Origin of the sequence: Streptomyces sp. NRRL F-5755 (assembly GCF_001279365.1) — a bacterium.
GTDB lineage: Bacteria > Actinomycetota > Actinomycetes > Streptomycetales > Streptomycetaceae > Streptomyces > Streptomyces rimosus.
This window is the reverse complement of the sequence record NZ_LGCW01000198.1, coordinates 1-372: the sequence shown is the minus strand read 5'-3', so window position 1 is coordinate 372 and position 372 is coordinate 1. Positions and strand designations below refer to the sequence as shown.

The window sequence follows — 372 nt, the reverse complement described above, 5'->3', positions numbered from 1 at the left end:
CAGGCGGGCCATGAGGGCGTGTTCGACGAGGGTGATGAGGGCGCTCTTGGCTTCGCTGCGGTGGCGGGCGTCGGTGGTGATGATCGGTGCGTCGGGGCCGATCTGGAGAGCTTCGCGTACTTCGTCGGGGGTGTAGGGCTGGTGTCCGTCGAAGCCGTTGAGGGCGATGACGAAGGGCAGGCCGCTGTTTTCGAAGTAGTCGACGGCGGGGAAGCAGTCGGCGAGGCGGCGGGTGTCGACCAGGACGACGGCGCCGATGGCGCCGCGGACGAGGTCGTCCCACATGAACCAGAAGCGGTCCTGGCCGGGGGTGCCGAACAGGTACAGGATCAGGTCCTGGTCCAGCGTGATACGGCCGAAGTCCATCGCCAC

1 protein-coding gene is annotated in these 372 nt (G+C 67.5%); it reads right to left on the bottom strand.

All coding sequences use genetic code 11. From position 1 onward, the window contains the following. Positions 1 to 372 (bottom strand): GTP-binding protein (locus ADK86_RS17530; RefSeq protein WP_030605569.1); only part of this gene is annotated, 372 nt, incomplete at both ends.